At 51.7% G+C, this 25,161-nt stretch carries 18 protein-coding genes and 1 pseudogene; 5 read left to right on the plus strand and 14 right to left on the minus strand.

The window, feature by feature from the left end; genetic code table 11:
* Nucleotides 1-129: 129 nt before the first annotated feature.
* From JAB4_RS29855 to JAB4_RS29865, 3 genes are all read right to left on the minus strand, one after another.
* Nucleotides 130-2,019, minus strand: coding sequence for a hypothetical protein (locus tag JAB4_RS29855; protein WP_227742195.1), 1,890 nt, complete (start codon nt 2,017-2,019; stop codon nt 130-132).
* 242 nt (nt 2,020-2,261) lie between these two features.
* Entirely contained in the window at nt 2,262-2,705 is a 444-nt protein-coding gene (locus tag JAB4_RS29860; RefSeq protein ID WP_070219778.1) for a hypothetical protein, read from the minus strand.
* 228 nt (nt 2,706-2,933) lie between these two features.
* Nucleotides 2,934-3,470 (minus strand): hypothetical protein, encoded by a 537-nt coding sequence (locus JAB4_RS29865; RefSeq protein WP_070219780.1) that lies wholly within the window; start codon nt 3,468-3,470, stop codon nt 2,934-2,936.
* A 194-nt stretch (nt 3,471-3,664) separates the two neighbouring features.
* On the opposite strand from JAB4_RS29865, the gene JAB4_RS29870 reads away from it, so the two are divergent.
* Nucleotides 3,665-4,923, plus strand: a protein-coding gene (locus JAB4_RS29870) for an IS3 family transposase (protein ID WP_227742074.1) whose coding sequence is annotated in 2 segments (ribosomal slippage) — nt 3,665-4,004 and nt 4,004-4,923 — 1,260 coding nt in all. Because the reading frame shifts where the segments join, the coding sequence is not laid out codon by codon here.
* Nucleotides 4,924-5,023: 100 nt separating this feature from the next.
* Here JAB4_RS29870 and JAB4_RS29875 read toward each other — a convergent pair.
* Together JAB4_RS29875 and JAB4_RS29880 are read right to left on the minus strand one after the other, a co-directional pair.
* Nucleotides 5,024-5,419: a hypothetical protein gene (locus tag JAB4_RS29875; RefSeq protein WP_070308602.1), complete on the minus strand. Its 396-nt coding sequence runs from the start codon at nt 5,417-5,419 to the stop codon at nt 5,024-5,026.
* A gap of 293 nt (nt 5,420-5,712) precedes the next feature.
* Nucleotides 5,713-7,131: an ISKra4 family transposase gene (locus JAB4_RS29880; RefSeq protein ID WP_175445163.1), complete on the minus strand. Its 1,419-nt coding sequence runs from the start codon at nt 7,129-7,131 to the stop codon at nt 5,713-5,715.
* Nucleotides 7,132-7,390: 259 nt separating this feature from the next.
* Between JAB4_RS29880 and JAB4_RS29885 the strand changes: the two genes are divergently transcribed.
* Nucleotides 7,391-7,738 (plus strand): CzcE family metal-binding protein, encoded by a 348-nt coding sequence (locus JAB4_RS29885; protein WP_071650240.1) that lies wholly within the window; start codon nt 7,391-7,393, stop codon nt 7,736-7,738.
* Nucleotides 7,739-8,352: 614 nt separating this feature from the next.
* Nucleotides 8,353-8,832, plus strand: coding sequence for a hypothetical protein (locus tag JAB4_RS29890; RefSeq protein WP_083287487.1), 480 nt, complete (start codon nt 8,353-8,355; stop codon nt 8,830-8,832).
* 262 nt (nt 8,833-9,094) lie between these two features.
* Here JAB4_RS29890 and JAB4_RS29895 read toward each other — a convergent pair whose 3' ends face one another.
* The 8 genes from JAB4_RS29895 to JAB4_RS29930 all read right to left on the minus strand — a co-directional run bounded on the left by JAB4_RS29895 (nt 9,095) and on the right by JAB4_RS29930 (nt 22,024).
* Nucleotides 9,095-11,197 (minus strand): heavy metal translocating P-type ATPase, encoded by a 2,103-nt coding sequence (locus JAB4_RS29895; RefSeq protein WP_083287486.1) that lies wholly within the window; start codon nt 11,195-11,197, stop codon nt 9,095-9,097.
* Nucleotides 11,198-11,425: 228 nt separating this feature from the next.
* Nucleotides 11,426-12,010, minus strand: a complete 585-nt coding sequence (locus JAB4_RS29900; protein ID WP_071650239.1) for an SIS domain-containing protein — start codon at nt 12,008-12,010, stop codon at nt 11,426-11,428.
* 127 nt (nt 12,011-12,137) lie between these two features.
* Nucleotides 12,138-12,548 carry an MgtC/SapB family protein gene (locus JAB4_RS29905; RefSeq protein WP_217494206.1) on the minus strand — a complete coding sequence of 137 codons (411 nt, stop codon included), beginning with the start codon at nt 12,546-12,548 and terminating at the stop codon, nt 12,138-12,140.
* A gap of 426 nt (nt 12,549-12,974) precedes the next feature.
* Nucleotides 12,975-13,637, minus strand: coding sequence for a response regulator transcription factor (locus tag JAB4_RS29910; protein ID WP_071650237.1), 663 nt, complete (start codon nt 13,635-13,637; stop codon nt 12,975-12,977).
* A gap of 510 nt (nt 13,638-14,147) precedes the next feature.
* Entirely contained in the window at nt 14,148-17,333 is a 3,186-nt protein-coding gene (locus tag JAB4_RS29915; RefSeq protein WP_070222885.1) for a CusA/CzcA family heavy metal efflux RND transporter, read from the minus strand.
* Between the two features lie 14 nt (nt 17,334-17,347).
* On the minus strand, nt 17,348-18,868 hold the full coding sequence (locus JAB4_RS29920) for an efflux RND transporter periplasmic adaptor subunit (RefSeq protein WP_070222883.1): 1,521 nt from the start codon (nt 18,866-18,868) through the stop codon (nt 17,348-17,350).
* Nucleotides 18,865-20,190 (minus strand): TolC family protein, encoded by a 1,326-nt coding sequence (locus JAB4_RS29925; RefSeq protein WP_070308601.1) that lies wholly within the window; start codon nt 20,188-20,190, stop codon nt 18,865-18,867. Before JAB4_RS29925 ends, JAB4_RS29920 begins: the two co-directional genes overlap by 4 nt.
* A 575-nt stretch (nt 20,191-20,765) precedes the next feature.
* Nucleotides 20,766-22,024 (minus strand): IS3 family transposase gene (locus JAB4_RS29930; protein WP_227742074.1). Its coding sequence is split into 2 segments (ribosomal slippage): nt 20,766-21,685 and nt 21,685-22,024, totalling 1,260 coding nucleotides; the frame shifts between segments, so codons are not numbered across the junction.
* 514 nt (nt 22,025-22,538) lie between these two features.
* Between JAB4_RS29930 and JAB4_RS29935 the strand changes: the two genes are divergently transcribed.
* The gene (locus tag JAB4_RS29935) at nt 22,539-23,210 is read left to right on the plus strand and encodes a heavy metal response regulator transcription factor (protein ID WP_070223724.1); all 672 of its coding nucleotides are present in this window, start codon (nt 22,539-22,541) and stop codon (nt 23,208-23,210) included.
* Nucleotides 23,207-24,643 carry a heavy metal sensor histidine kinase gene (locus tag JAB4_RS29940; protein WP_070223722.1) on the plus strand — a complete coding sequence of 479 codons (1,437 nt, stop codon included), beginning with the start codon at nt 23,207-23,209 and terminating at the stop codon, nt 24,641-24,643. The genes JAB4_RS29935 and JAB4_RS29940 overlap by 4 nt, the downstream gene beginning before the upstream one ends.
* A 219-nt stretch (nt 24,644-24,862) precedes the next feature.
* Here JAB4_RS29940 and JAB4_RS29945 read toward each other — a convergent pair.
* A pseudogene (locus JAB4_RS29945) lies at nt 24,863-25,078 on the minus strand (transposase domain-containing protein); the annotation flags it as partial.
* Nucleotides 25,079-25,161 lie beyond the last annotated feature (83 nt).

The raw sequence follows: 25,161 nt of genomic DNA on the forward strand, positions 1-25,161 counted from the left end.
AGAAATATTTAATGGAAAGTACTTCGATAAACGCGTCATGGGAATACACGTAACGTTTTTGGGGACGATCCAAACGTGGTTTTCAACGTATTGGAACGCCTCTTTTTACTCGCAGTTTCCAATATTTTTTTACGAAGTGCCGAACATTTCGAACTGCGGATTCTTAGGAAGCAGTTCGGAATGTTCTGCGTTTGTTATTGAATTTTTCATTACATATTTCTTCAATTCATCGGGTGATAAATCTAGCTGGAGTGATAGGTTCGCGAAATAACGGTTGCGAAGTGCGATTTCTTGGTAACGTTGCGCATGACCAACTGGTAGACTCACAATTCCCTCATTTAGCCAGAATGCAGCGGACGTCGTGGCCGGCATCAGATTGCATTCAATTGACATGTTTGGATATGTGCAGGTAATGAACGCGCATGCCTTCTCCGCGTCAACGTTAAGTTGGTCTGTCTCGTTGAACCAGGTCGTCTTTTTCCCACTTACGACTCGATGGCTGAAAATTCTGTCAGGGTGGCGGTACGGATTCCAAATTTCGTTTTCCGAACTGCCCATCCCTTCCGAAGGAACCAAATGGTCGAATCTCCCGACTTTTATCCAACGCGTAGTAGGAATGGTCAGCTTCGGCGCCTTGCTAGATTTTGGGATGGCATAGCGGCGTCCTAGAACATTGACCTGGTACCAGATCGCCAAGGCTGGAAAAGCCTCAGATGCTTGGTAATGATTACTCCAATGCCAATCAATGAGCGCGAGCTGCTGGAGCGACACTAGTTCAAAACATGCTGAAGCCATTAGCCAGTTTTCCTTCGTATCAGCGACGCGGCCGGTTAGGATTGCTGCCTCCATCTCCTCCGCGCGGTCCCGCTCGTTTGCATCCATTGAAAGCAGGTATTGGAGCATTGATTGCCTGAAGTCATACGAATAAACGTCTGGTCGAATCGGTAGGTAACCGGCGTCGCTGACTGTTCTGCCAATTAAATCGCGAGTATCCAGATCAAACTGCGTTGCCATTAGCAGGTTACGGAAGTCATTAAGTGGTCGCATAAAGGCATTTCGCTCCAGCGCTAGCATGCTTTCCATGCTCTTGTCTTGCGAGCCGGTGAGTGTGCAAAATGCGCATCCCATCCGAGCTCCGCATGGTTGTTTGTTTCCTGCATCCCCCAACACGATGCCGCACATGCCATCGTTCGCATCTTGATAGATAGTGAAGAGGCGATGCACGCTCTCTTGGGATATCGCAGCAATATATGGGCTCGTTTCGGGTTCTAGCAGCATCTCGAGCGTCTGCCACACATTGGATAGCGACCAGTCCGCGATGAGGCTCAGGACCAATTCCCCTGATTCTCCGCGCACAGGCGTTTTGGCTGACTCTCCCCGGCCTTTCATCCGAGTGTTGCGAGATTTAGACTCCTGAAAGCGCGTTCCTATCAGAGTTACCATTTCGCGGCCGGTCTGTTCGTTTGCCCGCGTTTCAAGCTCAGCAGCCAGGCGTCTTGCCGGGTAGTATTTCCAATCCGCAGCGCACTGACGAGCTTTACTATTTTCGGGAAAGCGTGGAAGCGTTCCCCGGCCGACGGTCGTAACAATGAAAGAGGACGCTATTGATGGATGAGTAAGGTGGACCTCGATTGGCAAACCATGTTTGCGGAAATGTTCTCGCATTTCGTGTTGCACTTCCAAAAGATGCATTTCCATCACTGGATTTTCGATGCCAGTACTGCTGCCACTGACATAGTGCGTGGTAGATATGCCTTCTGCAAATGCACGCCGTACCGCTTCAATCATTAAAACCGCGCAAGCGGTCGAGTCCTTGCCGGCACTAAATCTTAAATGCAAGGAATGTTGGCGGCGGATGAGATCGAGTAACGTCTCTATGCCCTTTTCCTGGATTGTTTTACTGTCCGGTACGCGATCGCCAATTACTTCTGCACAGCGCGGAACGTGCGTCAGTGCTAGTAAATCATCATTGTCGCTTTCGCGCTTTCGTGAACTCTCTTTTTTGAGGGTGCTCAACATTTTCTGCTCCTGGTGGAGCCAGCGGGCAGCCCATACGGGCGTACTGCCCGATGGCTGAGTTGGTTTGGCGCTAGGCCTTGTCAATGCCGAAAAGCGGCGATAGATATAAATTACGACTACTCATCTTTGACCGACAGAGATCAGTATCGCGTCGCTGCAAGACACACCAGCATGCAGCTGGCGTGTACTTCGGAATTGGATGATTTTCTTGGATTTATGGAGCGTGTCGCATCAGTCTGGAGCTATTCGGCCGTCTGATGGATGTAGGTCAGCCAGATGGCGGCAGACGGTAATTCCTTGACCACCTCCAGGATCTGAGATTCACTGGAATGACAAAAGTCGATGAAAGTACCCTTCTGGATTGCTGAAAGTATGTACATGCAATCGGCTAGGGTGAGTATCCCCCGAATTTCACCGATCGCGGAGAGCGTCTCATTCGCGGACAAGAGCTCTTGCATGAAGCACGCGGAATTGCTCTGGCCGATCACGCCATGTCCTGCTGGCGTAGGACCCGGCCCTGTGCTGACAACGTAACCGGCTAACGCGGCGAGTTTGTCGATCGCTGCGATTGAAGCTGTACACTGGGATTCTGCATCGTCCGGATGATACTCGTCCTCGCTAAGTAAGCCCTTGCCAATTAGATAGTTGAGGATGCTGTCGGTAAAGTCCGTGCAGGAAAATGCCATTTTATACTCCGGTATTGTGACTGGAACTATGCCTGGGGAATAGCCCACTAGGGTTAATAAATTGAAACCAGGAAAGGGCAAAGTTACTTTTTTTAAGAGTCTCGACGGTTAGTGGAAGTAAGTTAAGCCGGGACGTGCAAAACTTTGCTTTTTATAGAAGATGACCGTTGCCGACGCAAAAACTCCGCCTTGTCCAAGAATAGGTACAAGACGGAGTTTCAATCGTGATTAGCTTGCGGGTGGGATCAACGAACGAAGTATCGCTAAAAGATCTCCAGCGTTACTTTTCGTACTGTCTCTTTCGAAGGCCGAGACGAACTTTTCAGCCTGCAGTAAGGCAGCCATCGGATAGGTGGACTGGATCATAGACTCGATTTCGTCAACCGTCTTGTCCCCGTGGGTTGTGGGAATCTTCTCTTTCCCGTTCATAAGTGAGTGGGCGATGTCTCCTGCTGATGAGCGCCCTAACCGCGGATATGGGAACGGCTTAGCTCTCGGCCTGAATACTGATGCGGCCGCTCGGACCGGATGGCTTTGATCATGTAGCAAGGCATGCTTCGCCGCGTCGTCGCACTTGTCGAAATGCTCCTTCGCGATCTCGAACTTCCCACCCCAGTCCAGGCTGTTGATCTGATCGACAGAAATGACCTCGCTTCTCAGTATGGCTTCGACATCTTGCTGGCGAAGTAGTCTTAGTTTTTCGATCTCTTGGGGGGTTGGCTTGCGACGGCCTAGGGACGCTTGAAAGGTCTTAGCGTTCGTCATTTGGCACTCGCATGCTGACTGGAGCGGAATGGCTTCGGGATGCAGAGGTGATACTGGAGGAAGTTTGTATGGAGCATGATTTATCCGTGTTTCCAAGACGAACCTGCCCCACTGGGGAAGGTTCTGAAATAGCCCCTTGATTCACCAGACACAGCCTATGCGTTATTCTTACGGATAGGAATAGGACTGTGCATATGACTAGGAACAAGCAAACAATCGAGGTTGTGACGGTGAGCCAGGAGCGCCGCAGGCGCTGGTCTGCCGAGGAAAAAGCGGCGCTGGTGCGCGAGACTTACGAGCCAGGCATGAACGTGTCGCTGGTCGCTCGCAAGCACGGCGTCGGTGCAAGCCAGTTGTTCAACTGGCGTAAGCTCGAACGGGAAGGCGCGCTAACGGCGGTCACTGCTGGCGAATCGGTGGTACCGGCGAGCGAACTGGCCGCTGCACGCGCGCAGATAGCCCAGTTGCAGCGCATGCTCGGCAAGAAGACGATGGAGGCGGAAATCCTGAAGGAGGCCGTCGAGTTCGCTCGCGAAAAAAAGTGGATTGCGCGCTCGCCCTTGTCGGGCAAGGACGACCAGTGAAGCCGGTCTGCTCTGCCCTTGGCGTAGCGCGCTCACACGTAGCCCAGCTGCTGGTTCGTCCCGCGGACTGGATCGACGGGCGTACCACTCAGACGTTCCACCAACCTACCGACGCCATCCTGGTCGACGCCGTGCGCGCCGAGATTACAGCGCTGCCGACCTATGGCTACCGCCGGGCTGGCGCTCTGGTCAACCGCACGCGCGCCTTGATGGGCTTGCCAGCAATCAATCACAAGCGGTTTTATCGCGTGATGAAGGCGAACAGTCTGCTGCTACCCAAGGCGCCGAAACGCCCAGTGAGCAGCCGCGTGCACAATGGCGCGGTGGCGGTGGACGAACCCAATCAGCGCTGGTGCTCGGACGGCTTCGAGATCGCCTGCGACAACGGCGAAGTGGTGACCGGTGTGTTCATGAAGGATTGCTGTGACCGAGAAATCATTGCCTGGCGTGCGTGGGCCGAACGTGGCCTGCCTGGCGAGCCCGTGCGCGACATGCTGGTGGAAGCGGTCGAGACAAGATTCGGCCAGGCCAGCGTCGGCTCGACCAGGCTGGAATTCTTGAGCGACAACGGCGGCGCCTATCGAGCCCATGAAACGCACGCGCTGGTGCGCGCACTTGGGATTGAACCGGTGCATACACCGGTATGCAGCCCGCAGTCGAACGGCATGGCCGAGAGCTTCGTGAACACGTTTAAACGGGACTACGTGAACTTGATGGACCGCAGCAGCGCAGAAATCGTTCTGGCTCAACTGCCAGACGCCTTTATGCACTTCAACGAGGTCCATCCGCATTCGTCGCTGAAATGGAAATCGCCTCGCATGTTCAGGAGGGAGCTGGCGCGCCGGGCTCAGGAAAGCGGCGCTAACTAAACGATTGGCTGTGTCTGGTTATATGGGGGCAAGATCAGTTCACCCAGGTGGTAGAAATTTGTACGGGAGCGATTGCGCTCCCTAGTCGCTATGAGGCTGCTTAAATTGCAGCCTGTCGTTGAACGTTGTGGCGGCGGCGCCATGCGTGATTAATCGCATTCGCAGCGCCGCCTACGTGTGCAACCGCTTCCGATCCCATGTAATAAGGCCCGGATGAGATCATACCGTGTATGGCGTCGACGGCTTCCCCGTGCGTTAGATTGGGCGCGAAGCGCAATGCGCGAAGCAACATTGGAAACCGCGCGAGAACTTCTTCTCGCGTGGGATAAACCCGACATTCGGAAAATTGGGAAAGCTTAATCTGGCCTGTCTGTCCCAGACCAGGCCGTGATAGGTAGATCGTCGTCGATGCGACTTTCTCGATAAGCCACGCTTGATGTCTGTAGAGAATCGTGCGCCCAATGAAATTGATGGGGTCACGGAGTTTAAGTTTCATATGGTGCTCCTTGAGTGCGTGCAGGAACCACCATCCGTGCCGGAAAGGATTCCGACGACGCGAATGAATTGCAATGGGTTGAAATGCGAGGATGAACGAACGTTCCGCAGTGCGGCAGTTTGAAACTGAGGAGTCTTGATGTACTCGCCAATGCCCAGGGCATGAAGGAGCTGAAGCTTAAAACAATGCCGCAGAGCGACTGAGAAATTCTATATGGAAACTGACGGTAAGTCCAACACAATAAAAATTGAGGCGCGGAACGAGTGCGTGCAAAACCTGGGGAGGCTGACAGATCATCCTTGCTGCTCAAATGTGCTGCCATTGGCGCAAGACTGTCGAGAGGCGACGGAAGTCGGCCTGGTCGCGATCAAAGTTTGCAGTCTGCCTGGCGAGAGTTCGCCATTGAGAACGGCGACTCTGACCTGTGCAAGGCAGTGCGCGCCTTCGTCGGTCCAGCGCATTTGGCGCTTCTTGGCCATGCGCTGGCTGACGACCAGATTCACGGCCGATTCGGCGATGCTGCTGCTGATTGGCAGGCCTTTTCTATATCGTGCACCATAGTTGACCAGGGAATCGGTGTTGTTGCGGATGTAGCAGCTGACGGTACGCAGATTCCACCACAGCCTTGAGAATTCGTAACCATCCCTGCACAGCAGCCTGTCATCAAGTGCCTTGATTCTGGCCACCGCCTTACTGCCCTTGCCATGCCAGACCAACCATTTGGCGCCGCGAATATCACGCTCCATCGACTCGTGTCCAAGCGAGTCGATGGTCTTTTCGCCGGAAATCGAGTTCAGTGCCGCCTGAAACTTCATCGCGATATGAAACCAGTCCAGGATACGGCCGCGCGCGAGCTGGCTTCCTTTGACGGCTTTGCTGAATTCGCCGGCATCGTCGCTAATCACCGTCACGCGCTGATTGGGCGCCACGCCGCAACGACTGAGAAACTGATCCAGCCGTGCAGCCGCCGATGCGACTTCCTTGTGGACGTAGGCGTAGACACGCGGCTCGCCGTCGACAAAAGTCGCGCGGCCGACGACGAGATTCACATGCCGACCCAGACCCCGAATGGAGTCGGTGTGACGAAGCCAGGCCGAATCCACGCTGACTGCGCCGACATGCTCGGATTCACTGTCACTGGGCTCTGTGACGACCTGCCTGGCGATATCACGTTCGATTTCGGCATCGAGCAGCTTGCCAACAACGTGGATCCGATTCCTGGTGCCACTGAAAGAGATGCCCTGATCCAGCGGCAAAAGTTCTTTGAGCAAATCGGTCGCCGCTCTGAACGGCAGATGGGCAGCCCATTTGACCTGGAGGTAGTTCAACTCGGGTGTCGTGTGTTCGGGCAGCGCCTCGCTCAAGGGACTGAACGTACGTTTTGGCGCGCCATGGCAATTGCATGACCACAGTCTCGGGCTCGGCACGGTCACCTTGCCATATACGGTGCGCACGACACGCGCCCGGCTTTCCTTGTGCTGCAAGGCTGCGGCGCAAAACCTGCAATGCATTTGTCCGGCAAGCCATGAATCCACTTGCTGCATCACCAATGCGCGCTGCACCTCGGCCAAAAGAGATCTCCCCTCGGAAAGCGTGAGACCCAGCTGTGAAAGACTATGGTCGGGACGCTCGATCACCGCCAGAACCGCATTGTCTGCTCGGCTGGTATCGTCGTCTCCGTCAACGATGCGTGCCTCTATAATCAAACGCATGACCATCTCCCTCGCCGTTGCGATACCCGTCAGATTACCGCAATCATGCCGAACCGAAAAGAATGCCGCCGAATGTTGCATCAGGTCATCTCCCCAGGTTTTGCACGCACTCGTTGATGGCGGTAAAGATTGGGTAGCTGACGCTTACTGTTGTAATGCAAATGTAATGATTCGGCCATTCCGGTGTGCGATCACTTCTATAAAATGAACTCACCGAATTCGAAGATTCTTTCACCACAACCATGAGGCAGGAGATCAAATGAACTTAATCAAAACCAAAATCATCACCGCGTTTGTGATTGCATCCCTCAGCCCGCTAATTGCCACTGCTCAGTCTCAGAGTAAAGTCATGGCTAAAACCAACCTTGGCAGCACGGTCCAAACCCAAGCAGTAACACGTAGCGTCACAATTTTGCCATCTACAAAATATGTAAATGTCAGGCAGGGAGATGTCGTTACATTCACCTCTGATGGAAAACAGTTTACCTGGCTATTCGATACTCTTCGCCCTACAGATGATTTTGATCTATCCTCCATTGCACCAGCCGAAATGAAAACGCATGGTGTTCGCGTATATGTGGGATCAAATCCTCTTTATGCTAACTAGCTGATAACTGTTTAACCGGCACATGTTATTTCCTTGCACGTGGCATGTAGCCCGACAGTGTAGCTTGTTACTCGCGTAGCTAAAGCCTGCCAAACAGCCTGCCAAACCGCTACGCGAACCGTAGCTTGCAGCATACATCTACGTGCCAGACTTATACATTACTTGCTAGTTCCAGAAGCAATAGCTTTGCACAGCCAATTCATTTTTTCTGCAATATCCAGAAATTCGTGCCCCTCCTATCTAATATTCGAGATAAGAATATACGATGTATACTTCGCGGATATTTTTCTATGCGATGCTGGGAAAAGGTTGATCGAATACAGGCATCCGCCATCGAATTAACTATTATCCACTGATTCATTCTCTTACATATCATTTAAGTTGTTTTTTTGGAACGCCTTTTGTTATATCCCCCATAGAACAGCGCCACGTACCGATGCTTATATGGATGTCAGATGGCTTTCAAGACAGACTGCGACTCAAACGTTCTTGTCTGGACGCGCGACGCGCCTTGCCTTACTCGCATGATAATGTATTCCATTCGATACTGGGATTGCTCGGCGTAAGCACCTCAGTTTACAAGCCAGAGCTTGATATCTTAAACGGATGCACCAATGCAGAGTAAGGCATACTCCAAGGCATTGCTCCTCTTAGCTGTTAGCGCCGGCTTGCTATTATGGATGGGGCAGGCCGCTAATATCGACATGTGGCTAGCAGGACTGAGCTTTGACGCCCAACAGCAGGTTTTTCCGTTGCGAAATTCATGGGTGACCGAACGCCTGTTACACAAATATCTTAAAAATTCACTGAATTTACTGGCTATTTTCTTTGCTATTCTAACCATGATCGGCTGGAAGTATCCGGGAAAGTTTTGGAAACCCAAATTCGACCGCCGCATCCGACGAGTCATTTTATCGTCGATACTGGTTCCTGCGACTATCAGTCTATTGAAGAGGAGTAGCCGGTCGCACTGCCCTTGGGATATTGATCAATTTGGCGGCACCGTGCCTTATTACCGTCTTCTGGAATTTATGCCGGATTTCGTTATAGCCGGAAATAGTTTTCCTGCCGGACACGCTTCAGGCGGTGGCTGATTTCGTTATGTGTTTTTTGGCTACCGGCCGAGCCAAAAAAGGCTATTCCTGCGGGCGTAGCAGGTTTTGCGGTGGGGTTGACCATGGGTATATCACAGCAATTACGCGGGGCCCATTTTCTGAGCCATACGTTATGGTCGATCTGGTTCGCTGCGGCGTTAATCCTTGTTCTTTATTGGCTCTGCATAGCGCCAAAGAGGGAGGATTTAAGAAAATAAATTTCGGCGCGCTACCGTTCAGCTCTGGTGCGCGCCCTTTCTTTTTACGCGATGGTTTTTGCAGATTTAATATCACCATAAACCAGCAAACGTAATGCATTGATGACAACCAGCAACGTCGATCCTTCATGGAATATGACCGCGGTCCCAATGTTCAAACCCATTATGGTGGCTGGTATCAATACTGCGACGACGCCCAAACTGACCCACAAGTTTTGCTTGATGATACGACTGGTGCTCCTGGACAGTCCTACGGCGAAGGGTAATTGTGCAAGGTCGTCTGCCATCAGTGCAACATCTGCCGTTTCTAGCGCTACGTCCGAACCCGCAGCGCCCATGGCGATTCCAACTGTTGCATTTGCCATAGCTGGTGCATCGTTGACGCCATCGCCAACCATGGCGACTTTGCCGTGCTTATCACGAAGTTCCTTGATCGCTTCGACCTTTTGCTCTGGCATCAGGTCGCCACGCGCCTCAGTTAAGCCTACGCTTTTGGCAACCGCATTGGCAACTTGCTGATTATCGCCTGAAATCATGATCAGGCGATCGATACCCAAACCACGCAGCGCCGCCATGACCTCTCCTGCCACTGGACGAGGCGTATCCATGACGCCCAGTACTCCCAGAAAGCGTTTCCCTTTAAGAACAATCATGGTCGTACGCCCTGCTTCCACTAGTTTCAGATCAGCGTTGAGCACGTCCACCGGCAGGACATTTCCATCTGTTTCCGAAAAAAAGACCGGCTTGGCAATGTACACGAGTTCTTCACCGACCATCGCCTGTACCCCGCGCCCCGTAATGCTCTTGATATCGGACGCCTGCACTGGTATCACGGAGTTCCCTAGTCGTTCCTTTGCACCGACCACCACGGCGGACGCCAGCGGATGGTCACTATGCTCCTCAATTGCCATAGCTACTGATAACAGTTCCTGTTCGGTCGCCCCGTCAGCTGCAACAGCATCAGTCAGCTTAGGCTTGCCTTCAGTGAGAGTGCCGGTTTTATCAAAAGCAATTGAAGTAAGCGTGCCTAGATTTTCCAGCGGCGCTCCTCCTTTTACCAGAACACCACCCCGCGCTGCCCTTGCAACACCGCTCAATACAGCACTTGGTACGGAGATGGCCAACGCACATGGGCTTGCGGCAACCAGGACAGCCATGGCGCGGTAAAAGCTGTCCGAGAAAGGTTCATCCACCACAACTCCGGCAAACAGCAGAATGGTTACCAGAACAAGAACTGCCGGCACGAAGATACGCTCAAACTTTTCGGTAAAATTCTGTGTCGGTGAGCGCTGCGTTTCTGCATCGGCAACCATCTTGACTACGCGCGCCATCGTCGACTGATCCGCACGCCGAGCCACCATGACCTCGATGACGCCACTACCATTGATGGTGCCTGCGAACACGCGGTTTACAGCTGCGACCTTGTCAAAAGCCTTCACCGCCTCTGCAGGATCAGAAGCGGGTTGCTTGTCGACGGGAACGCTTTCGCCGGTTACTGGCGCCTGGTTCACACTGCTGGTACCCCGGGTCACCACACCGTCAGCAGGAAGGCGTTCGTTCGGTCGGACAATCACGATATCGCCAAGCTGCAGTTGTGACACTGGAAGCTCAATCATCGTCCCATTCCTGCGTACGTTGGCCGTTTCGGGAGCAAGCTTGGCCAATGCCTCGATCGCACGACGTGCACGCCCCATTGCATAATGCTCCAGCGAATGCCCAAGGCTAAACAAAAACAGTAATAGAGCCCCTTCCGCCCATTTTCCCAATGCCGCAGCACCCACGGCAGCGACCAGCATCAGAGTGTCAATTTCGAAACGACGCGCACGGATATTCTCGATCGCATCCTTGGCGGTAAAAAATCCGCCGAAAAAATACGCTGCAACAAATGATGCAGTAGGCAACCAGCTTGGGCCGAACGAGAATTTTTCGATCCCCCATCCTGCCAGCAGCAAGATGCCCGATACACCGGCAAAAATGAGTTCCGCATTTTCACCCAAAGCACCACCATGCGCATGGTCGTGGCCAGCATGTTCATCCTTGGGGCGGTGATCGGCTGCCACCTGCCCAGGATGGTCGTAGGCTTGCGCAGCCTTGTCAGGCTGGTTATCTTCTGGTCCGCCTTCAACGGGATGTTTAGTTGCATTCATGGATTAATTCTTTCATGTCAAAGGAATTATGGAGCTTGCGCTGTGGAACATCGGTCGTACTTAACATTTTCCGATACCGCATCTTTCGCGCAGCTATTGAAACAGTGTCTTTAAGAACCATCCCTAACGATGGGGAAGTAAAAAAACAGTATAAACCAAGGACAAGTTTTATCTCATCAGGTAAAAATTCTCTGCATTCCAGTGAGGCCGGATTTTCACATAAATGTACTAGTAGTTTTCAGGAAAGCGCGAACGCTCTACCAATTCGATCAGTATGTGAATAATCTTAATATGCATCTCTTGCACGCGGTCTGCATATTGGCCAGCTGGTGCACAAATACAAACATCGCATAGTGGCTCAAATTCCGAACCCGCCTTGCCCGTCAATCCAATTACCTTCATTCGGAGATTGCGGGCGCTGGTAACAGCCATAATGATCGACGGACTTTTTCCGCTCGTACTGATGGCTAACAGCACATCGCCTTCACGCCCATGCGCCTCCAGATAGCGAGAAAATACCTGGTCATATCCGAAATCGTTTGCAACACACGACATATGGCTTGGGTCACTGATCGCTGTTGCTGGCAGACCAGATCGATCATTACGGAAACGCCCAGTAAACTCTTCTGCAAAATGCATCGCGTCGCACATGGACCCTCCGTTACCACATGTGAATATCCTTCCTTCACCATTAAAGGCAGCCAGCAAGACATTTGCTGCACGCTCTACCCGCTGCAGCCCAGATTCGTCGGTTAGAAATGTATCGAGGGCCTGTTTAGCATCGGTCAAACTTGCTTTGATGTGTTCCAACATAGTTTACTCCGAAATATATTTTAAAATATCTTACTATTGATAATAATTTTAACTTCATTAATTTTAACAAATAACTATACATAAAACTTCACAAGAAATATTCGTAATGATGGGCATTCATGATCATTCATGTATTTAATTTTCTGAGACGTAGTGTCAAAAAAGTTACAAAACTCAATACCACGGCGATATCGTACAAAGCAAATCCCACTGCAGCGCCAATTGCGCCAGTCACCCACACTGTCGATGCCGTGGTATTTCCGCGCATCTCGCTACTACTCTTGAAGATAGTACCGGTACCAATAAATCCAATCCCCACAATCAAACCGTATAGGACCTGCGCTAACTGTGGTGAATTTTCACCGAGCGCACCGATTCCAATTAAAATAAAACCGCAGCTGGCCATTGCAACTATAGGAAATGTCCGCAAACCTGCGCCACCATTTGTTGCCGACTCTCTGTCCCACCCAATTGGCAATGCCAAAGCATAGGCGATCAACATATCAATAATGTGAGAAGCGACTTCAATCCAGCTCATTGATTGAAAGCGAAGCATCAAAATATAACCTTCTTTTAATTTATTAAAATTTTGGACTGCACAATGGTTTTAATGGCGTCGCCGTTTTCGCTTTCGTGGATGTCGAGTCGGTAGAAGAATTTCTTTCTTTACCAACTTTTTTCTACGACTCGACAGCCGCATCCATAACACGAATCCCATGAGCAGCAAGAATGTCAGAACGGATGTACCCAAAACTGTCCAAGTGACCTCCAGATGAAAATCAGGCATCTCTGTAAGATTGCGCGCCCCCACGCTTTCAATTGGTTTATTTTCTACTATCGGAGAATTTTTAATCGCATCATTCATTTCAGATCTCAATTAATATGTGAGATGTATGTTAAAATTTATATAGCTTTTTAATTTTTATATTTTGTATTTAGAACGCATTCAACTCCAAAGGAATTTTTAGCATGGATTAGCCATTAAATATCCTTGGCCATAGGCGGTAGTAATAATGCCCGCACCCAGTTTGCGTCGGACCTGACAAATATGCACGGCTAGCGTATTGCTTTCAATCGTAGCAGCTCCGTCATACATCATTGCTTCTAGATGCTCATGTCCAACAACATGTCCCTTCCCCTGCATAAGGGTTAGCAGGATCCGGTATTCGTGATCGCTAAGCCGGACTGGCTTACCAGCACGCGTTACACTACGCTTTACGACGTCAATTTCAATATCGCCCCAAGTTATTAAAGGCACCATACGGCCCTCACTTCTTCGGGTTACTGCGCGTACGCGCGCCCACAGCTCATCAAATTCAAATGGTTTCAGCAAATAATCGTCTGCACCAGAATCAATCCAAGTTATACGCTCACTCACCTTACAGGATTCGGCTGTTATGAGTACTGGTGTCACGTCATATTGAGCACGCATATTTCGAAGCAGGTTCAACCCGAATTTCGAAGATAGATCATTATCGATTAGGACAATAGAGTAACTCGTCTCAAGCAAGGCCAATCTTGCTGCGATAAGGTCTTTCACATGATTGATCCTCCAGCCATTTTTCAAGGCGCTATCAAATACCTTATCGGCAAATGAGATATCACTTCCCAGCAATAATATACGCATGACTCCCCCCCATCTTTACCAAAAAATTATTTTTATTTGATTGTCAAATATTTTATTTCTATAAAATTTTTGTGATTAACCAATTTAAATTCGGCAACCAATAGGACACAGAATCAAAAACAACAAAAATCAACAATAAAACGAGTGCCAATATCAACAATTTTTCGCCGATATATTTTATAAATTCTCTTTCATTTTTCATTGATACACCAACTCTTTCCCTATACATCATATCAATGCACAATTAAATCGCAATATTTTTTGAAAAAATTCAATTACTGCCAACCTTCTGATCGCGCTAACCAAGAAGAAATTCTAAAAATATTAATTAATAATTTTCATTTTTAATAAAATAAATAATAATTACATGCAGTATTATCGAAATCATACTTTTCTACTGTGCCCATAGCGGTATTGTGATTTCTGACCACGTCTATGTCGCTCTTTTTCCGCCCAAGCGATGCCATGCTTGGGCGGTTTGTTATCAATTGTCGTTAATCAATATGAGGATCAAGCAGGAAGTTGATCTTTTTCCTGGACAGTACCGGATTCAGCATCCTCATCCTTGCCATGTGCTAAGCGATAAAGCAGCGGAAGGACCAGTAGCGTTAGCAGCGTCGATGAAATAATTCCCCCAATAACGACTGTCGCAAGTGGCTGTTGTACTTCCGCACCTGTGCCGGTCGCAATCGCCATCGGAATAAATCCCAGCGATGCCACTAATGCAGTCATCAAGACTGGTCGCAAACGAGTCAGCGCACCCGTCGTGATTGCCTGGTCTAAGGACATGCCCTCATCGCGAAGTGTCCGGATAAAGGAGATCATCACTAAACCGTTCAGCACGGCCACACCAGACAAGGCGATAAAACCGACTGCAGCGGAAATCGAGAGCGGAATATCGCGCAGCCAAAGCGCCAGAATGCCGCCTGTCAGCGCAAACGGAATGCCTGTGAACACAATCAAGCCGTCCTTTGCGTTATTGAACATCACGAATAGCAAGGTAAACACGAGGAATAATGCGAGTGGCACGACCAGTTGCAGTCGCTGGGTTGCTGACTGCAGTCGTTCAAAAGTCCCGCCCCAGATCATCCAGTAACCAGGTGGTATTTTGACTTCCTTCTGAATCAGTTTTTCCGCTTCAGGAACGAAGGTACCAATATCGCGCCCACGCACATTCGCGCTCACCACGATGCGTCGCTTGCCATCCTCCCGGCTGATCTGATTAGGACCTGGTGCAAAATCGAGGGTGGCTACTTCGGAGAGAGGGATGAAACTAACTTCCCCGGCCGCACCGTTCGTTCCCGAAGAACGTGCCAAAGGAATAGGCAGGCGCTTGAGTGCCTCCAAGTCAGTTCTCAGATCTTCCGGAAGCCGCACGATGATGTCGAAACGGCGGTCACCCTCAAACACGGTGCCGGCATTTCTTCCGCCTGTAGCAATCGCCAACGCTTCTTGAACCGCGCCGACATTGAGGCCATAGCGAGCAGTCTTCTCCCTATCGATATTGACAGTGAGCATCGGCAGGCCGGAAGTCTGTTCGGTCTTGACCTCCGCCGCGCCGGGGATGCGAGAAAGTACACTAGCGATTTGCGCCGCTGTCGCATTCAGGACGTCCATATCGTCGCCAAATATCTTGACGGCGACATCACTACGCACCCCAGAAATGAGTTCATTGAAGCGCAACTGAATGGGCTGTGAGAACTCATAACTGTTGCCAGCGTAAGTGGCGGCCTCCGCTTGTACGGCCGCTAGTACTTGCGCGCGGGTTTTTTTCGGACTCGGCCAGTCTTTTTCAGGCTTAAGCATCACATAGCCGTCTGAAATATTCGGCGGCATCGGGTCAGAAGCAATTTCCGCAGTACCTGTACGCGCGAAGACCCGCTCAATTTCCGGAAACTTGGCCTTCAGACCAGCTTCGAGCTGTTTCTGCATTTCGATCGACTGGGTCAGGCTAGTCCCCGGGATGCGCAACGACTGAATCGCAAAATCGCCTTCGTTCAGATTGGGAATGAACTCGCTCCCCATCCGACTTGCGACAGCACCCGACAGTACGATAAGCACGACTGCAGAGGTTACCACGACAGCTTTATTGAGCAACGCCTTGGCCAGCAAAGGCGTGTATAAGCGCTTGGCGAACTCCATTACGCGATTTTCTTTTTCAGCAACATTCTTGCCGATAAACAGTGCGATAGCGGCCGGGATGAAAGTGAGCGACAGAATCATCGCGCCGACAAGTGCCGCGACAACGGTAAATGCCATTGGATGGAACATTTTTCCTTCCACACCGGTCAGGGCGAAGATAGGAATATAGACGATCATGATGATGAGCTGACCGAACAACAATGGGCGACGCGCCTCTTTTGCCGCAGCAAATACCTCATGAAAACGTTCCGCGCGAGTCAATGTGCGTTGATGATGCGCTTGCGCATGAGCCAGACGGCGTACGCAGTTTTCTACAATGACAACGGCTCCGTCGACGATGATGCCGAAGTCAAGGGCGCCGAGACTCATCAGGTTCGCGCTGACCTTATAAGTTACCATCCCCGTGAACGTAAACAGCATGGCCAGCGGAATGACCATCGCGGTGATCAGAGCAGCTCGTATGTTACCAAGGAATAGGAACAGTACGACGATGACCAGTACCGCGCCTTCCATCAGATTTTTCTTAACGGTATTGATTGCCTTGTCAACCAGCACGGTCCTGTCATAAACAGTGACGGCTTTGACACCAGCGGGCAAGGTGCGGTTAATCTCCGCCATTTTTTTGTCTACCGCTTGCGAGACGATCCGACTGTTTTGTCCAATCAGCATGAAGACAGTACCCAACACAACCTCGCGGCCGTTATCGGTCGCCGCACCGGTACGCAGTTCACGCCCGAGTTCGACTTCGGCCACATCACGAATGCGAATCGGTACCCCTTGAACGGTATTGAGAATAATATTTCTCATATCCTCCAGCGACTTTACCTGGCCAGGAGCGCGGATCAGAAACTGTTCACCACGTTTTTCAATATAACCGGCACCGACATTGTTGTTGTTCGCGTCCAGCGCAGTGACGATGTCCTGAAACGTCAGGCCATAAGATGACAGCTTTGTCGGGTTCGGTGTAACGTGATATTCCTTTGCAAATCCACCTATGGAGTTGATTTCCGTAACCCCAGTCACGTTGCGCAATTGGGGCTTGATGATCCAGTCCTGGATTTCACGCAGATCCGTCGGCGTGTAAGGCTGGCCATCGGCCTTCTTTGCGTTCGGCTCACTCTCAACTGTCCAAAGATAAATTTCGCCCAAACCCGTTGAAATTGGACCGAGTACCGGAGAAACGCCTTCAGGCAGGCGTTCTTTCGCTTCCTGCAATCGTTGGTTGACCAGTTGCCTGGCGAAGTAAATATCCGTTCCATCTTTAAAGATCACGGTAATCTGCGACAAGCCATAACGCGACAATGAGCGCGTCTGCTCCAGACTTGGCAAGCCGGCCATCACTGTTTCGATCGGAAAAGTCACACGTTGTTCAACTTCCAGCGGCGAATACCCTGGTGCTGAGGTATTAATCTGAACCTGGACATTGGTAATATCGGGTACGGCATCAATTGGCAGCTTTTGGTAGCTGAAGATACCAATACCCATCATGGCAATAACACCGAGTATCACCAACCATCGATGCTCGATGGAAAAGCGGATTATGCGTTCAAACATTTGATTTCTCCGGCTTAATGTGCATGTTCGGCGCTGTCTTTGCCCTGCTCCGCCTTGAGGACGAAGCTACCTTTTGCCGCATACGTAATACCAGCAGCAAGACCCTTTACGATCTCGGTGTATTTCCCATCGCTGCGGCCGGTCTCCACTGGCTGAGCGAAAAAGCCGCCATCGATGCGGATATACACGGCTGGACTACCTTCGACCGTCTGGATTGCATCGCTGGCCACCGCAACAGGTACTTCGCGCTCATCGGAGGTCAGGTCGACATTGACGAACAGGCCCGGGCGCCAGGCCAGTTTCGGGTTTGCCAGGGTGACTCGCGCTTTGGCCGTGCGTGTCTGTTCTCCAAGCAGCGAACCGACATAGGAAACTACACCAGATGCCTCGGAATCCATCGTGGTTGCCTTGACGAGTGCTTTCGTACCAACGCGCACAGTGCCGAGATCCTTGGCGGGAACGATGATTTCTGCCCATACCGTTGACAGATCCGCAATCGTGAATACGTTCACATCGGCGCCCACAGATTCGCCTAAAGTAATGTGCTTTTCGATGATTGCACCATCGAATGGCGCACGCAGTTCAAAGCGGTTCAATGCACCGGAACTAGCACCAGAGGCACCAATGGCGGCGATTTTTTGAGAAGCGTTCTGAGCAGCTATTTCCGCTTCGCGCAGCCCCTGCTGGGCTTGCAAATAATCCTGCTCTGCGGAAATTTTGTCTTCCCACAATTTTTTCTCGCGGTCGTAGGTCAATTTCGCCATCGCCAGGCGCTTTTGCGCACCAAGCGATTCGCTGCGCATTTCAGACAAAACGGTGCTGGCGATGATTGCTAGAACTTGTCCTTTCTTTACCTGCTGACCAAGGTCGACGGCCACACTTTCAACTACACCTTGCAAACGGGGCACGATGTGTGCAGTACGGTCTTCGTTGAAGCGCACTTCGCCAGCTAGTTGAAAGGCACTATTAATACTCGCCGTACCGGATTTTGCTACCATCACCCCAGCAGTCTTGATTTGAGCATCAGTCAACTCAATTTTGCCTTCCTCGCTTTGCAACTTGATCGGGATCGTGACGCCGCCCTTACGGACAGTAATGAGAGCATCAAAAATATGCGGTTCGGAAATGCTCTCTTTGGCCAGCAAACTATCTTTGTCGACTGCGAATTCAAAGTTCATCACCTGGCCGTCAGCGCGTTTGATTTGCTCGGTCGCAGTGGCGGTAGTCGGCGCAACGGGTTTGCCATTTTCGTAGAGCCATAAGCGATGGCGAGCTTCTCCCTTCTCTTCTGCAAGGATGACTTCAACGGTAGTCGCCCCTTGGACAAACAATTTTCCGCCATGGCTGCCTTTGCCGGCGCCTCCTCCAACGCCTTTCTCTTTTTCATCTGCCTTGGCGGAAGTTTCAGTGTCCGTCCCTTCCGGGGCGCCGCCGGATTTACCAGTAAATAAAATGGCGGCCAACAGCACAGCGCCGATTGCTACGATCGCCATCATCGCGCGCAGCGATTTCTTTTCAATGTTCGGTGTTTTCATTTTGTTTCCTGATATGAGATCGCAGGTGCAATCAAAGTGCCATTCGATTCAACGCGTCCGATAATGCGATCGATGTCGGCGGCGGAGCGATGTGATTCAGCGAGCGCGCGTACATATTGAGTTTTTGCCTGGAAAAGTGTGCGCTGTGCATCAAGGACATCAAGGAAGCTAAATTTTCCGAGTTCAAACCCTTTTGAAGCTGCCTCATATGCACTCAGCGCTCCTGGCAGAATGTCGGTCCGCAAAATTGTCAATTCGGACTGCGCAACACTGAGGCGTGCAGTTGCCTCAGCAACTTCCGCTGACAATCTGTTCTCTACTGCCTTCAGCTCATCTCTGGCTTTGTCTGCTCGGCGCAAGGCTGCGAGGACGTTGCCTTGATTACGATCGAAAAGTGGCAACGGAATCGATAGCCCCAAGATGGTGCGACGCGGCCCGATTTGACCAAGTTGTTCGTCACGCTGGGTTCCAACGATCAGATTTACATCAGGAATCCTGCGGCTGCGTTCTACCTTAGTCAACGCCTCTTGGCGATCAACTTCCAGACGTGCCCGGAGAGTCTGTGGGGCTGTCGGAAGGCGATTATTTAATTCATTAGAGGTAGGGACAGCCTGTGCTGGCATTTCAAGTGCGACAACGGAATCAAACTGGGGTGTCTGGCTTCCCCAAGTTGCAGCGAGACGCCGTTTGGACAGCGTCAGATCATTGGCAGCCTGATTTAGTTCAATCTTGCTGCTTGCTTCCGCCACACGAGCCCGGGTTTGCTCTACCGGTGACACCTTGCCTGCCATCACACGCCGCGCCGCTGCATCGCTGACGCGCTGCGCAAGTTGCTGTGATGCAAGCGCAAGTTGATAGCCCTCTTGAGCCGCTACGACGTCGAAAAAAGCAGTCACGACGTCAGCGCGCAACGAGGTACGGTACCCGGCCAGATCGGCGGAGGCAATATCTCCTCCGAGGCTCGCTGCCGCCATGCGGGCAGCACGTTTGCCACCCAGCTCCAACGGTTGACTGAATTGTATAGTTCGTGTCCTCTGTTCTTTTTTAAGACCCTCCGAAACAAAGGAAAGCTCAGGGTTAGGTCGGGTACCCGCCTGGATCAATTCGCCAGCGGCGATATCAATATCACGCATGGCTGTCCGGAGCCCAGGGTTGCCCTCAAAGGCGAGTTTGATTGCTTCTGCCAATGTCAATGCAGAAGCGCCTTTATGAGCAGCCGCTGGGGCTGCCGTTGCAACTGACGGTGCTTCCGTCTGTGCAGCCGCTTGCAGCGGAAATGCGAGTACGATCGCAAGCACAAGCGGCAAAAATGATGGTCGCATAGAATTCTCCAAAAAATAAAATGGGAAGAATCCGGCGACGACACGCTCACCTGTAGTGGTGATCTACAAATACGAAGATGTATATGAGTCTATGTCGCCGGACTAGGCGGCAACATGCCACTGAGGGCGCTCAGGTAAGTCAGGATAGGGAGGGGGTAGTGCTCGAACTAATAACGGCGGGGAATGAATTGCCGTCAACGGCTCCTCGAAATTGGAAGCCCAAGTGATCATGCCTACCAAGCCATGCGAGCACGATGGGCAGTCAAGATGAACAGCCGATTTCTTTGAACTGGAAGAGGAAGAACCACAACAAGTATCTTTGGATGTTTTGTGTTCGTGCTGGTGATGCCCAAAATGCAAACTTGCTTTACCGGTCTCATGCAAGCAATATGCGCTCGCAATTCCCCAACTCATCTGGAGAGCGAAAGCGACAGCAAGAATATAGAGGAAGCGTTTGAGCATGACTGATTATAACTGGATATTACTTGGGATGTGATACATGCTAAACGCCAGATCAGCAAGCTGTTGCTACATAACTTGATCTTGCCCCCATATAACCAGACACAGCCAATCGTTTAGTTAGCGCCGCTTTCCTGAGCCCGGCGCGCCAGCTCCCTCCTGAACATGCGAGGCGATTTCCATTTCAGCGACGAATGCGGATGGACCTCGTTGAAGTGCATAAAGGCGTCTGGCAGTTGAGCCAGAACGATTTCTGCGCTGCTGCGGTCCATCAAGTTCACGTAGTCCCGTTTAAACGTGTTCACGAAGCTCTCGGCCATGCCGTTCGACTGCGGGCTGCATACCGGTGTATGCACCGGTTCAATCCCAAGTGCGCGCACCAGCGCGTGCGTTTCATGGGCTCGATAGGCGCCGCCGTTGTCGCTCAAGAATTCCAGCCTGGTCGAGCCGACGCTGGCCTGGCCGAATCTTGTCTCGACCGCTTCCACCAGCATGTCGCGCACGGGCTCGCCAGGCAGGCCACGTTCGGCCCACGCACGCCAGGCAATGATTTCTCGGTCACAGCAATCCTTCATGAACACACCGGTCACCACTTCGCCGTTGTCGCAGGCGATCTCGAAGCCGTCCGAGCACCAGCGCTGATTGGGTTCGTCCACCGCCACCGCGCCATTGTGCACGCGGCTGCTCACTGGGCGTTTCGGCGCCTTGGGTAGCAGCAGACTGTTCGCCTTCATCACGCGATAAAACCGCTTGTGATTGATTGCTGGCAAGCCCATCAAGGCGCGCGTGCGGTTGACCAGAGCGCCAGCCCGGCGGTAGCCATAGGTCGGCAGCGCTGTAATCTCGGCGCGCACGGCGTCGACCAGGATGGCGTCGGTAGGTTGGTGGAACGTCTGAGTGGTACGCCCGTCGATCCAGTCCGCGGGACGAACCAGCAGCTGGGCTACGTGTGAGCGCGCTACGCCAAGGGCAGAGCAGACCGGCTTCACTGGTCGTCCTTGCCCGACAAGGGCGAGCGCGCAATCCACTTTTTTTCGCGAGCGAACTCGACGGCCTCCTTCAGGATTTCCGCCTCCATCGTCTTCTTGCCGAGCATGCGCTGCAACTGGGCTATCTGCGCGCGTGCAGCGGCCAGTTCGCTCGCCGGTACCACCGATTCGCCAGCAGTGACCGCCGTTAGCGCGCCTTCCCGTTCGAGCTTACGCCAGTTGAACAACTGGCTTGCACCGACGCCGTGCTTGCGAGCGACCAGCGACACGTTCATGCCTGGCTCGTAAGTCTCGCGCACCAGCGCCGCTTTTTCCTCGGCAGACCAGCGCCTGCGGCGCTCCTGGCTCACCGTCACAACCTCGATTGTTTGCTTGTTCCTAGTCATATGCACAGTCCTATTCCTATCCGTAAGAATAACGCATAGGCTGTGTCTGGTGAATCAAGGGGCTATTTCATAACTAAACCATTTAATTTGCCTTTAAGATAATATTTATTGGATGAGGAGGCACGTTCTAACAACAGCTTTATCGATTCTTCCTGACTCGCATCCATGTCAGCAACCAAAAGCCTGAACACTGTCTTTTTCCTTGTTTTCATAGGCCCGCCGTGCAAATATCGTACATTCGAATGCATCTTTTTCCATAATGCAGGATTTTCTCTACCAACCCGAACGGCCGAAGGGACATCGTCGAGGAAGGCTTGCAAGTGCCAGCAAGGCCATCAATACTTATCTGATTTTTGGCTCTAATAGGTTCGAAAACACGTTGATTCTGACAAAAATGTAATGTTGGCGTCAGACGGTTGTCACTTGGTCGAAGTAGACTCAACGCAAAAACGCTGACCAGAAGTCCCATATGCTGTCAGATGTCAATAATTAGCTTGCTCAGTGGAACAACAACATGCGTCTATTAGTGGTGGAAGATGAACAAAAGGCAGGCGAATATATTCGCAAGGGTCTCACCGAGTCAGGTTTTATAGTCGATCTCGCCACCACAGGCCCAGACGGGCTTCATGCTGCGACCGTGTCACAGTATGATCTGATCGTCCTTGACGTCATGCTTCCTGGCCTTGATGGCTGGCAGGTGATATCGGAGTTGCGCAAAACCATTGATACGCCTGTACTTTTTTTGACTGCGCGGGATGGCTTGGATGACCGCGTTAAGGGACTTGAACTCGGCGCGGATGACTACCTGGTAAAACCATTTGCTTTTGTAGAGCTTCTTGTGCGCATCCGCACACTGCTTCGGCGAGGTCCAACTAGGGAACCAGATCTCTTACACGTCGCCGATCTGGAGCTGGACGCTCCCAAGCGGCGAGTCATTCGGGCTGGGATCCGCATCGATTTGACTGCAAAGGAGTTTGCCCTTTTGCATTTGCTGCTGAAGCGCGTCGGTCAAGTTTTGTCGCGGCCACTGATTGCCTCTCAAGTCTGGGACATGAATTTCGACAGTGATACCAATGTTGTCGATGTTGCGATACGTCGCCTGCGGGCGAAAATTGATGATCCGTTTGAAGTTAAGCTTATCCATACAATCCGCAGTATGGGTTATGTTTTGGAAGATCGCCGGTGAGGGTCAGCAACTGGTCTCTCACTGCGCAGTTGGGAGCACTCTTTGCCTTTATTTCAGTGTTCGTGTTTTCCGTGCTTGGCATCTACCTTTATCAGGCGCTGGCAAGCCAACTCCAGGAACGGGACGATACCAACCTAGTGGAGTGCATTCTATTCATCAGACACGTTTTAGAGGAAACGGCTGATGTCGACTCGATCCGCCTGCATCCTCATCGTTTTTTGGAGGCAGTTGACATTCACGGAGAGTTTTCGTTGTTGATACAAACTAAGAATAGGGATATCTTGGCGCGTAATAATGTCCAGTACTCGTTCACGGATGCCGCCGCACCGATACCAGCAGCTGTGATACCTGAACCATCGCATGTTCGCAATGCCGTACAGCGCAACGAGCAAAATTTGCGAGTCATCAGTGCACTGGGTTCTGTTGGTGCCACCGGTACGGAAGTCACCATCACGCTTGCCCGCAGTAGCAATGGCCTTGCTGCGGTCTTAGCTACTTATAGATTGAAAGTTGTTATTGCAGGACTCATCGGCGCAGTGCTGACAGCGCTACTGGGCTTTATGGTCGTTCGTCGTGGCTTGGGGAAAGTGAAGTTATTTGCAGGTCAAGCACAACAGATTACGGCGCATAATCTTGAAATACGATTGGATGCACAATCGGCACCTGCTGAGCTACGGGTTCTGGCCGATTCGTTTAACGAGGTGCTTAACCGCCTGCAAAGCAGTCTCAATAATCTGTCCGAATTTGCTGGCGACCTTGCTCATGATTTACGCACGCCGCTGAACAACCTGATGGTCCAGACCGAAGTCGTGTTATCTCAACCTAGAGAAACCGAGGAATATCAAAATCTGCTTTCTTCTAACTATGAGGAATTTGGGCGGCTAGCGAGAATGGTGGAAAGCATGTTGTTCTTGGCTCGTGCAGATCACGATCAGGTTGCACTATCGACGGAACAATTGGACGCTCACGGCGAGCTCACGCGCATTACCGAGTACTTCGAAGGCCCCGCCTCCGAGGCTGGGGTTCTCCTTTTGCTGATTGCCACCGGCACGGTGCATGCCGACGCACACCTGCTGCGCCGCGCAGTAAGCAATCTGGTCTCCAATGCTATTCGTTACACGACAAGAGGCAACACCATCGTGTTGCGTACGGTGGCTGATCAAGATGGTGTGCACCTATCGGTTTCCAACACTGGCCCAGGTATTGTCGCGGAAGATTTGCCACGCCTGTTCGACCGTTTTTACCGATCGGACAAATCAAGATCGAGCATTTCTGCATCAGCCGGATTAGGACTGGCCATCGTCAAGTCGATCATGTCCTTGCATCACGGAAGTGCTAAAGTTCAGAGCGAACAGGATGGTGTAACGACATTTACTTTATTTTTTCCAAGTGCCTCAGCGTCTGTACCTAGCGGCAATTGTCGGCAGCGATAAACGGGCAAGACTTTCTCCTGAGTGGCAGGCAGATCTGCGTCATTTCTAGCTTGCATAACCGGTGCGCGCGCCGGTAGAAGAAGGCAAACACTTTGCAGCAGCAGGCAGCCTGGCGCACGCAGTCAGTGTGTTCAAGGTAAGCGTAAATCCAGTACCGTCTTGAACCCGGCAATGAATTAGAAGATGATGGCATCACACCGCTGGGCAGCGGCGTGTTGTTTAAGCCGAAGGGAGCTGCGCGGCGCAGTTCCAGGGCAGGAAGTCCTCGACCCGATTGACCGGATGATCGGCGATGTGGGTCAGCACATGGCGCAGCCAGGCCTCCGGGTCAACACCGTTGAACTTGGCCGTGCCGATCAGCGAGTAGATGGCGGCGGCACGCTCGCCACCGCTGTCGGCACCGGCGAACAGATAGTTGCGCCGGCCGATAGCGACACCGTAAGCGTCAAGCCAGCGCCGTCTTGAACACGGCAATGAATTAGAAGATGATGGCATCACACCGCTGGGAAGCGGCGTGT

The organism is Janthinobacterium sp. HH102 (genome assembly GCF_001758625.2).
Lineage (GTDB): Bacteria > Pseudomonadota > Gammaproteobacteria > Burkholderiales > Burkholderiaceae_D > Janthinobacterium.

Bases quoted from the DNA above. Each gene is read 5' to 3' on its own strand.
- JAB4_RS29855 (WP_227742195.1), bottom strand. From the start codon at position 2,019: ATGTTGAGCACCCTCAAAAAAGAGAGTTCACGAAAGCGCGAAAGCGAC.
- JAB4_RS29860 (WP_070219778.1), bottom strand. From the start codon at position 2,705: ATGGCATTTTCCTGCACGGACTTTACCGACAGCATCCTCAACTATCTA.
- JAB4_RS29865 (WP_070219780.1), bottom strand. From the start codon at position 3,470: ATGACGAACGCTAAGACCTTTCAAGCGTCCCTAGGCCGTCGCAAGCCA.
- JAB4_RS29875 (WP_070308602.1), bottom strand. From the start codon at position 5,419: ATGAAACTTAAACTCCGTGACCCCATCAATTTCATTGGGCGCACGATT.
- JAB4_RS29880 (WP_175445163.1), bottom strand. From the start codon at position 7,131: ATGCGTTTGATTATAGAGGCACGCATCGTTGACGGAGACGACGATACC.
- JAB4_RS29885 (WP_071650240.1), top strand. From the start codon at position 7,391: ATGAACTTAATCAAAACCAAAATCATCACCGCGTTTGTGATTGCATCC.
- JAB4_RS29890 (WP_083287487.1), top strand. From the start codon at position 8,353: ATGCAGAGTAAGGCATACTCCAAGGCATTGCTCCTCTTAGCTGTTAGC.
- JAB4_RS29895 (WP_083287486.1), bottom strand. From the start codon at position 11,197: ATGAATGCAACTAAACATCCCGTTGAAGGCGGACCAGAAGATAACCAG.
- JAB4_RS29900 (WP_071650239.1), bottom strand. From the start codon at position 12,010: ATGTTGGAACACATCAAAGCAAGTTTGACCGATGCTAAACAGGCCCTC.
- JAB4_RS29905 (WP_217494206.1), bottom strand. From the start codon at position 12,548: ATGAGCTGGATTGAAGTCGCTTCTCACATTATTGATATGTTGATCGCC.
- JAB4_RS29910 (WP_071650237.1), bottom strand. From the start codon at position 13,637: ATGCGTATATTATTGCTGGGAAGTGATATCTCATTTGCCGATAAGGTA.
- JAB4_RS29915 (WP_070222885.1), bottom strand. From the start codon at position 17,333: ATGTTTGAACGCATAATCCGCTTTTCCATCGAGCATCGATGGTTGGTG.
- JAB4_RS29920 (WP_070222883.1), bottom strand. From the start codon at position 18,868: ATGAAAACACCGAACATTGAAAAGAAATCGCTGCGCGCGATGATGGCG.
- JAB4_RS29925 (WP_070308601.1), bottom strand. From the start codon at position 20,190: ATGCGACCATCATTTTTGCCGCTTGTGCTTGCGATCGTACTCGCATTT.
- JAB4_RS29935 (WP_070223724.1), top strand. From the start codon at position 22,539: ATGCGTCTATTAGTGGTGGAAGATGAACAAAAGGCAGGCGAATATATT.